The 6,338-nt window shown below is 64.8% G+C and carries 13 protein-coding genes; all 13 read left to right on the top strand.

The features are described from left to right. The first annotated feature begins 4 nt into the window (after nucleotides 1–4). The 13 genes from rplB to rplR all read left to right on the top strand — a co-directional run bounded on the left by rplB (nucleotide 5) and on the right by rplR (nucleotide 6,221). The gene (gene rplB, locus IFT89_RS15190) at nucleotides 5–844 is read left to right on the top strand and encodes a 50S ribosomal protein L2 (protein WP_064296701.1); all 840 of its coding nucleotides are present in this window, start codon (nucleotides 5–7) and stop codon (nucleotides 842–844) included. A gap of 12 nt (nucleotides 845–856) precedes the next feature. After that, a complete protein-coding gene (gene rpsS / locus IFT89_RS15195) occupies nucleotides 857–1,138 on the top strand; it encodes a 30S ribosomal protein S19 (protein ID WP_064296700.1) in 282 nt (93 codons plus the stop codon). Between the two features lie 26 nt (nucleotides 1,139–1,164). Continuing rightward, the gene (gene rplV / locus IFT89_RS15200) at nucleotides 1,165–1,557 is read left to right on the top strand and encodes a 50S ribosomal protein L22 (protein ID WP_056008137.1); all 393 of its coding nucleotides are present in this window, start codon (nucleotides 1,165–1,167) and stop codon (nucleotides 1,555–1,557) included. Beyond that, nucleotides 1,557–2,345, top strand: coding sequence for a 30S ribosomal protein S3 (gene rpsC, locus IFT89_RS15205; protein ID WP_064296699.1), 789 nt, complete (start codon nucleotides 1,557–1,559; stop codon nucleotides 2,343–2,345). Before rplV ends, rpsC begins: the two co-directional genes overlap by 1 nt. Nucleotides 2,346–2,347: 2 nt before the next feature. Continuing rightward, complete coding sequence (gene rplP, locus IFT89_RS15210; RefSeq protein WP_056008131.1) at nucleotides 2,348–2,767, top strand: 50S ribosomal protein L16; 420 nt, start codon at nucleotides 2,348–2,350, stop codon at nucleotides 2,765–2,767. Then, nucleotides 2,767–3,102 (top strand): 50S ribosomal protein L29, encoded by a 336-nt coding sequence (gene rpmC / locus IFT89_RS20625; protein ID WP_079705264.1) that lies wholly within the window; start codon nucleotides 2,767–2,769, stop codon nucleotides 3,100–3,102. Before rplP ends, rpmC begins: the two co-directional genes overlap by 1 nt. 2 nt (nucleotides 3,103–3,104) lie before the next feature. Beyond that, entirely contained in the window at nucleotides 3,105–3,425 is a 321-nt protein-coding gene (gene rpsQ, locus IFT89_RS15220) for a 30S ribosomal protein S17 (protein ID WP_056008125.1), read from the top strand. Nucleotides 3,426–3,456: 31 nt separating this feature from the next. Next, a complete protein-coding gene (gene rplN / locus IFT89_RS15225) occupies nucleotides 3,457–3,825 on the top strand; it encodes a 50S ribosomal protein L14 (RefSeq protein ID WP_064296696.1) in 369 nt (122 codons plus the stop codon). 3 nt (nucleotides 3,826–3,828) lie between these two features. After that, nucleotides 3,829–4,188 (top strand): 50S ribosomal protein L24, encoded by a 360-nt coding sequence (gene rplX, locus IFT89_RS15230; protein ID WP_056008121.1) that lies wholly within the window; start codon nucleotides 3,829–3,831, stop codon nucleotides 4,186–4,188. Further along, nucleotides 4,188–4,772 carry a 50S ribosomal protein L5 gene (gene rplE / locus IFT89_RS15235; protein WP_056008119.1) on the top strand — a complete coding sequence of 195 codons (585 nt, stop codon included), beginning with the start codon at nucleotides 4,188–4,190 and terminating at the stop codon, nucleotides 4,770–4,772. The genes rplX and rplE overlap by 1 nt, the downstream gene beginning before the upstream one ends. 145 nt (nucleotides 4,773–4,917) lie before the next feature. Further along, nucleotides 4,918–5,316, top strand: coding sequence for a 30S ribosomal protein S8 (gene rpsH / locus IFT89_RS15240; protein ID WP_064296695.1), 399 nt, complete (start codon nucleotides 4,918–4,920; stop codon nucleotides 5,314–5,316). Between the two features lie 6 nt (nucleotides 5,317–5,322). Beyond that, nucleotides 5,323–5,859, top strand: a complete 537-nt coding sequence (rplF, locus tag IFT89_RS15245) for a 50S ribosomal protein L6 (RefSeq protein WP_064296694.1) — start codon at nucleotides 5,323–5,325, stop codon at nucleotides 5,857–5,859. A 2-nt stretch (nucleotides 5,860–5,861) separates the two neighbouring features. Then, the gene (rplR, locus tag IFT89_RS15250; protein WP_064296693.1) at nucleotides 5,862–6,221 is read left to right on the top strand and encodes a 50S ribosomal protein L18; all 360 of its coding nucleotides are present in this window, start codon (nucleotides 5,862–5,864) and stop codon (nucleotides 6,219–6,221) included. Nucleotides 6,222–6,338: the final 117 nt, after the last annotated feature.

Below are 6,338 nucleotides of genomic sequence, written 5' to 3' on the forward strand. Positions count from 1 at the left end.
AGAAATGGCTATTCGTAAGTACAAGCCCACGACTCCTGGTCGTCGCGGTTCGTCTGTCGCGGACTTCGCGGAGATCACCCGCACCACGCCGGAGAAGTCGCTGCTTCGTCCGTTGTCGAAGACCGGTGGTCGCAACAACCAGGGCCGCATCACGACGCGTCACATCGGTGGTGGCCACAAGCGCCAGTACCGTCTGATCGACTTCCGTCGCAACGACAAGGACGGCGTCAACGCCAAGGTCGCTCACATCGAGTACGACCCCAACCGCACCGCGCGTATCGCGCTGCTCCACTTCGTGGACGGCACCAAGCGGTACATCCTGGCTCCGAACAAGCTCAGCCAGGGCGACGTGGTCGAGTCGGGTGCAGGCGCGGACATCAAGCCCGGTAACAACCTGCCGCTGAAGAACATCCCCACCGGTACGGTCATCCACGCGATCGAGCTCCGTCCCGGCGGCGGCGCGAAGATGGCCCGCTCCGCGGGTGCATCGGTGCGTCTCGTCGCGAAGGACGGTCCGTACGCGCAGCTCCGTCTGCCGTCCGGTGAGATCCGTAACGTCGACCTGCGCTGCCGCGCCACCATCGGTGAGGTCGGCAACGCCGAGCAGTCGAACATCAACTGGGGTAAGGCCGGACGGAAGCGCTGGCTGGGCGTCCGCCCGACCGTCCGTGGTGTCGCGATGAACCCGATCGACCACCCGCACGGTGGTGGTGAGGGCAAGACCTCCGGTGGACGTCACCCGGTCAGCCCGTGGGGCCAGAAGGAAGGCCGCACGCGCCACCCCAACAAGGAAAGCGACAAGCTCATCGTTCGTCGTCGTACCGCCGGCAAGAAGCGTAAGTAGGAGTAAGAGAAGATGCCACGCAGTCTCAAGAAGGGCCCCTTCGTCGACGACCACCTGCTCCGCAAGGTCGTCACGGCGAACGAGGCCAACAACAAGAACGTGATCAAGACCTGGTCGCGTCGATCGATGATCATCCCGGCGATGCTGGGTCACACCATCGCCGTCCACGACGGTCGCAAGCACATCCCGGTGTTCGTCACCGAGACGATGGTCGGGCACAAGCTCGGCGAGTTCGCGCCCACCCGCACCTTCCGTGGACACGTGAAGGACGACAAGAAGGGCCGTCGCCGCTAACGCGGTGACGTGAAGGAGGAAGAGAAATGGTGGAGTCGATCGCCCGCGTGCGACACATCCGCGTCACCCCCCAGAAGGCCCGTCGTGTCGTCGCGCTCATCCGTGGCAAGCAGGCTCAGGAGGCCTTGGCCATCCTGAAGTTCGCGCCACAGAGCGCCAGCGAGCCCATCTACAAGCTCGTTGCCTCGGCCATCGCGAACGCTCGCGTCACGGCCGACAAGGACAACGTGTTCCTTGACGAGCAGGACCTGTACATCGCGAAGGCGTACGTCGATGAGGGTGCAACCCTCAAGCGTTTCCGTCCCCGCGCACAGGGCCGCGCGTTCCGCATCCTCAAGCGCACCAGCCACATCACCGTCGAGCTCTCGACGCCTGATGAGACTGCCGGCGCTGCCAAGGCCAAGAAGGTGAGCAAGTAATGGGTCAGAAAGTCAATCCATACGGCTTCCGTCTGGGAATCACGACCGACCACGTGTCGCGTTGGTTCTCCGACAGCACGAAGAAGGGTCAGCGTTACAGCGACTTCGTCGCGGAAGACGTCAAGATCCGCCGTCTGCTGGCGACCTCGCTCGACCGCGCTGGTGTCAGCCGCATCGAGATCGAGCGCACCCGTGACCGCGTCCGCGTCGACATCCACACCGCCCGTCCGGGCATCGTGATCGGTCGCCGTGGCGCCGAGGCCGAGCGCATCCGCGCCGACCTCGAGAAGCTCACGAAGAAGCAGATCCAGCTGAACATCCTCGAGGTCAAGAACCCCGAGGCCGACGCTCAGCTCGTCGCGCAGGGCATCGCCGAGCAGCTCTCCGCACGTGTGGCCTTCCGCCGCGCGATGCGTAAGGGTCTGCAGGGCGCTCAGCGCACGTCCACCGTCAAGGGTGTCCGCATCCAGGTGTCCGGCCGCCTCGGCGGCGCCGAGATGAGCCGTTCCGAGTTCTACCGCGAAGGCCGTGTGCCGCTGCACACGCTCCGCGCGAACATCGACTACGGCTTCTACGAGGCGAAGACCACGTTCGGCCGCATCGGCGTGAAGGTCTGGATCTACAAGGGCGACATCACCAACAAGGAGCTTGCTCGCGAGCAGGCCAACCAGAAGTCGACGCGTCCGGAACGTCGCGACGGTGGCGACCGCCCCCGTCGGAACGCCGGTCCGAGCAGCGCCCCCAAGGCAGCTGCTGAGGCGCCCGCCGCCGCAGGAGTTGAGGCATAACCATGTTGATCCCACGCAAAGTCAAGCACCGGAAGCAGCACCACCCCGGCCGTTCCGGCCAGGCGACCGGTGGCACCAAGGTGTCGTTCGGTGAGTACGGTATCCAGGCCCTGACGCCCGCTTACGTGACCAACCGTCAGATCGAGTCCGCTCGTATCGCCATGACGCGTCACATCAAGCGTGGCGGAAAGGTGTGGATCAACATCTACCCCGACCGTCCGCTGACCAAGAAGCCCGCCGAAACCCGCATGGGTTCCGGTAAGGGTTCGCCCGAGTGGTGGGTCGCGAACGTCAAGCCGGGTCGTGTGCTGTTCGAGGTCGCCGGAGTCGATGAGACCCTGGCCCGCGAGGCGCTGACCCGTGCAATCCACAAGCTGCCCCTCAAGGCACGCATCATCAAGCGCGAGGAGGGCGACGCATAATGGCGATCGGATCCAAGGAGCTCACCCCCGTCGAGCTCGACACCTTTGAAGACCAGCGCCTCCTCGAGGAGCTCCGCAAGGCCAAGGAGGAGCTGTTCAACCTGCGCTTCCAGTCGGCCACGGGGCAGCTCGAGAACCACGGCCGCCTGCGCGCCGTGAAGCGCGACATCGCTCGCATCTACACGGTCATCCGTGAGCGCGAGCTCGGCATCCGTGCCACGCCGACCGTCGAGGTCGTCGAGGCCAAGGCCGAGAAGAAGACTAAGAAGGCCAAGGCCGCACCGAAGTCCGAGGACACCGCTGCAGCCGACGCCGAGACCACGAAGGAGGCCTAGACATGGCTACCGCTACTGACAAGGCCCCCGAGGGTCACGAGTCGGCCGAGCACGACGTCAAGGACGCCGCTGCTCGTGGCTACCGCAAGACCCGCCGTGGTCTGGTGACCAGCGACAAGATGGAGAAGACCATCGTCGTCGAGGTCGAGGACCGCGTGAAGCACCCGCTCTACGGCAAGGTCATCCGCCGCACCTCCAAGGTCAAGGCTCACGACGAGGCGAACTCCGCCGGCATCGGCGACCTCGTCCTGATCAGCGAGACCCGCCCCACCAGCGCCACCAAGCGCTGGCGTCTGGTCGAGATTCTCGAGAAGGCCAAGTAGGCCTCGCGGCTTACTGAGAGGAAAGCGAACAATGCTTCAGCAAGAATCACGAGTCAAGGTCGCCGACAACACCGGCGCCAAGGAGCTCCTGACCATTCGCGTGCTCGGTGGCTCCGGCCGCCGCTACGCGGGCCTCGGTGACACCATCGTCGCGACCGTCAAGGACGCCATCCCCGGTGGCAACGTCAAGAAGGGCGACGTCGTCAAGGCGGTCATCGTCCGCACCCGCAAGCAGACCCGTCGTTCCGACGGTTCGTACATCAAGTTCGACGAGAACGCCGCTGTCATCCTGAAGGCTGACGGGGACCCCCGTGGTACCCGCATCTTCGGACCGGTCGGTCGCGAGCTTCGTGACAAGAAGTTCATGAAGATCGTCTCGTTGGCGCCGGAGGTTATCTAAGTCATGGCAAAGATCAAGAAGGGCGACCTGGTTCAGGTCGTCTCCGGCCCGAAGCAGGACCGCGGTGGTTACCGCGGCAAGCAGGGTCGCGTCATCGAGGTCCTGGCGGACAAGAACCGGGTGATCGTGGAGGGCGTCAACTACGTCACGAAGCACTCCCGTGTCGGCCAGACCCAGCGTGGAACGAAGACCGGCGGCATCGAGACCGTCGAGGCTTCGATCCACATCTCCAACGTCGCGCTCGTCGACCCGGAGACCAAGGGCCCGACCAAGGTCGGCCACCGCAACGAGGAAGTCACGAAGGACGGCGTCACCAAGACGGTCCGCGTTCGTTACGCCAAGAAGTCAGGTAAGGACCTGTAATGACCGACACAGAAGTGGCGACTGGCAAAATCCAGCCCCGTCTCAAGCAGAAGTACCGCGCTGAGATCCTTCCGCAGCTGCAGAAGGACTTCGGCTTCACGAACGTGCACCAGGTGCCCGGACTCGTGAAGGTCGTCGTCAACACCGGTGTGGGCGAGGCCGCTCGCGACAGCAAGGTCATCGACGGCGCTGTTTCGGACCTCACCAAGATCACCGGCCAGAAGCCGCAGGTCACCAAGGCACGCAAGTCCATCGCGCAGTTCAAGCTGCGCGAGGGTCAGCCCATCGGCGCCCACGTCACGCTTCGTGGCGACCGCGCTTGGGAGTTCCTCGACCGCCTGCTGAGCCTCGCTCTTCCGCGTATCCGCGACTTCCGCGGTCTCTCGGACAAGCAGTTCGACGGCAACGGCAACTACACCTTCGGTCTCCAGGAGCAGTCCATGTTCCACGAGATCGACCAGGACAAGATCGATCGCGTCCGCGGCTTCGACATCACTGTCGTGACCACGGCCAAGAACGACGACGAGGGTCGCGCGCTGCTCAAGGCGCTCGGCTTCCCGTTCAAGGCGGCTGAGTCCAAGTAGGCTGAGCTTCTGCCCGGTCCTCGGTGTATGTCGAGGACCGGGCTTCCGCCCGTTCGGGGCACTCCTGCCCAGAACGGTTCAACCACCACAGGTCGGCACCCTTGCACAGGATGTCGAAACCTGGTGAACAAAGGAAACACTCGATATGACCATGACAGATCCGGTCGCAGACATGCTGACCAGACTGCGCAATGCGAACTCGGCGCACCACGACACCGTGTCGATGCCGCACTCCAAGCTCAAGGTGAACATCGCCGAGATCCTCAAGTCCGAGGGCTACATCTCCGGCTGGGAGGTCGCTGACGCGGCCGTCGGACAGACGCTCTCGCTGAGCCTCAAGTTCGGCCCGAACCGCGAGCGCTCCATCGCCGGCATCAAGCGCGTCTCGAAGCCCGGCCTCCGCGTCTACGCGAAGTCGAACGAGATCCCCAAGGTCCTCGGCGGCCTCGGCGTCGTCATCCTGTCCACCTCCAGCGGCCTCCTCACGGACCGCCAGGCCGAGAAGAAGGGCGTGGGTGGGGAAGTCCTCGCCTACGTGTGGTAGCCAGTCATGTCTCGTATTGGAAGACTCCCCATCGACATCCCGGCAGGCGTCACCATCGACGTCGCCGGTCAGAACGTCACCGTCAAGGGCCCGAAGGGTGAGCTCCAGCTCACCGTCGCGAGCCCCATCGAGGTCAAGCTCGAAGACGCACAGCTGCTCGTCACGCGTCCCGACGACGAGCGCAACTCGCGCTCGCTCCACGGCCTGACCCGCACGCTCATCGCGAACCAGATCATCGGCGTCACCCAGGGCTACACCAAGGGCCTCGAGGTCGTCGGTACCGGTTACCGCGTCGCTCAGAAGGGCAGCGCCGTCGAGTTCGCGCTCGGCTTCTCGCACCCCGTCACCGTCGAGCCGCCGGTCGGCATCACGCTGACCGTCGAGGGCAACAACAAGCTCACGGTCGCCGGTATCGACAAGCAGGCCGTCGGCGAGGTCGCCGCCAACATCCGTAAGATCCGCAAGCCCGAGCCGTACAAGGGCAAGGGTGTGCGCTACGCCGGCGAGATCGTGCGTCGCAAGGCCGGAAAGGCTGGTAAGTAACCATGGCTCGTCCAACGAAGACTGCCGCACGTGGCCGTCGCCACACGCGTCTGCGCAAGAAGGTCGAGGGCACCGCGGTCCGTCCGCGCCTCGTCGTCAACCGTTCAGCCCGTCACGTGTTCGTGCAGGTTGTCGATGACACGAAGGGTCACACCCTCGTCTCCGCCTCGACCATGGAGGACACCCTCCGGACGTTCGACGGCGACAAGACCGCCAAGTCGCGCAAGGTCGGCGAACTCATCGCCGAGCGTGCCAAGGCAGCCGGCATCGACGATGTCGTATTTGACCGTGGAGGCAACCGCTACGCAGGTCGCGTGGCAGCAATTGCCGATGGTGCTCGAGAGGGCGGATTGAACCTGTGAGCGAAGACAACAAGCAGCAGCAAGAGCCTGTGGCGACCGTGGCCGAGGCCCCGGTCGAGACCGCGGCATCGACGGCGCCCACCGGCGACCGCGAGCCGCGCGAGGCGCGCCGCGGAG

Source organism: Plantibacter sp. CFBP 13570 (genome assembly GCF_014841395.1).
Taxonomy (GTDB): Bacteria; Actinomycetota; Actinomycetes; order Actinomycetales; family Microbacteriaceae; genus Plantibacter; species Plantibacter auratus.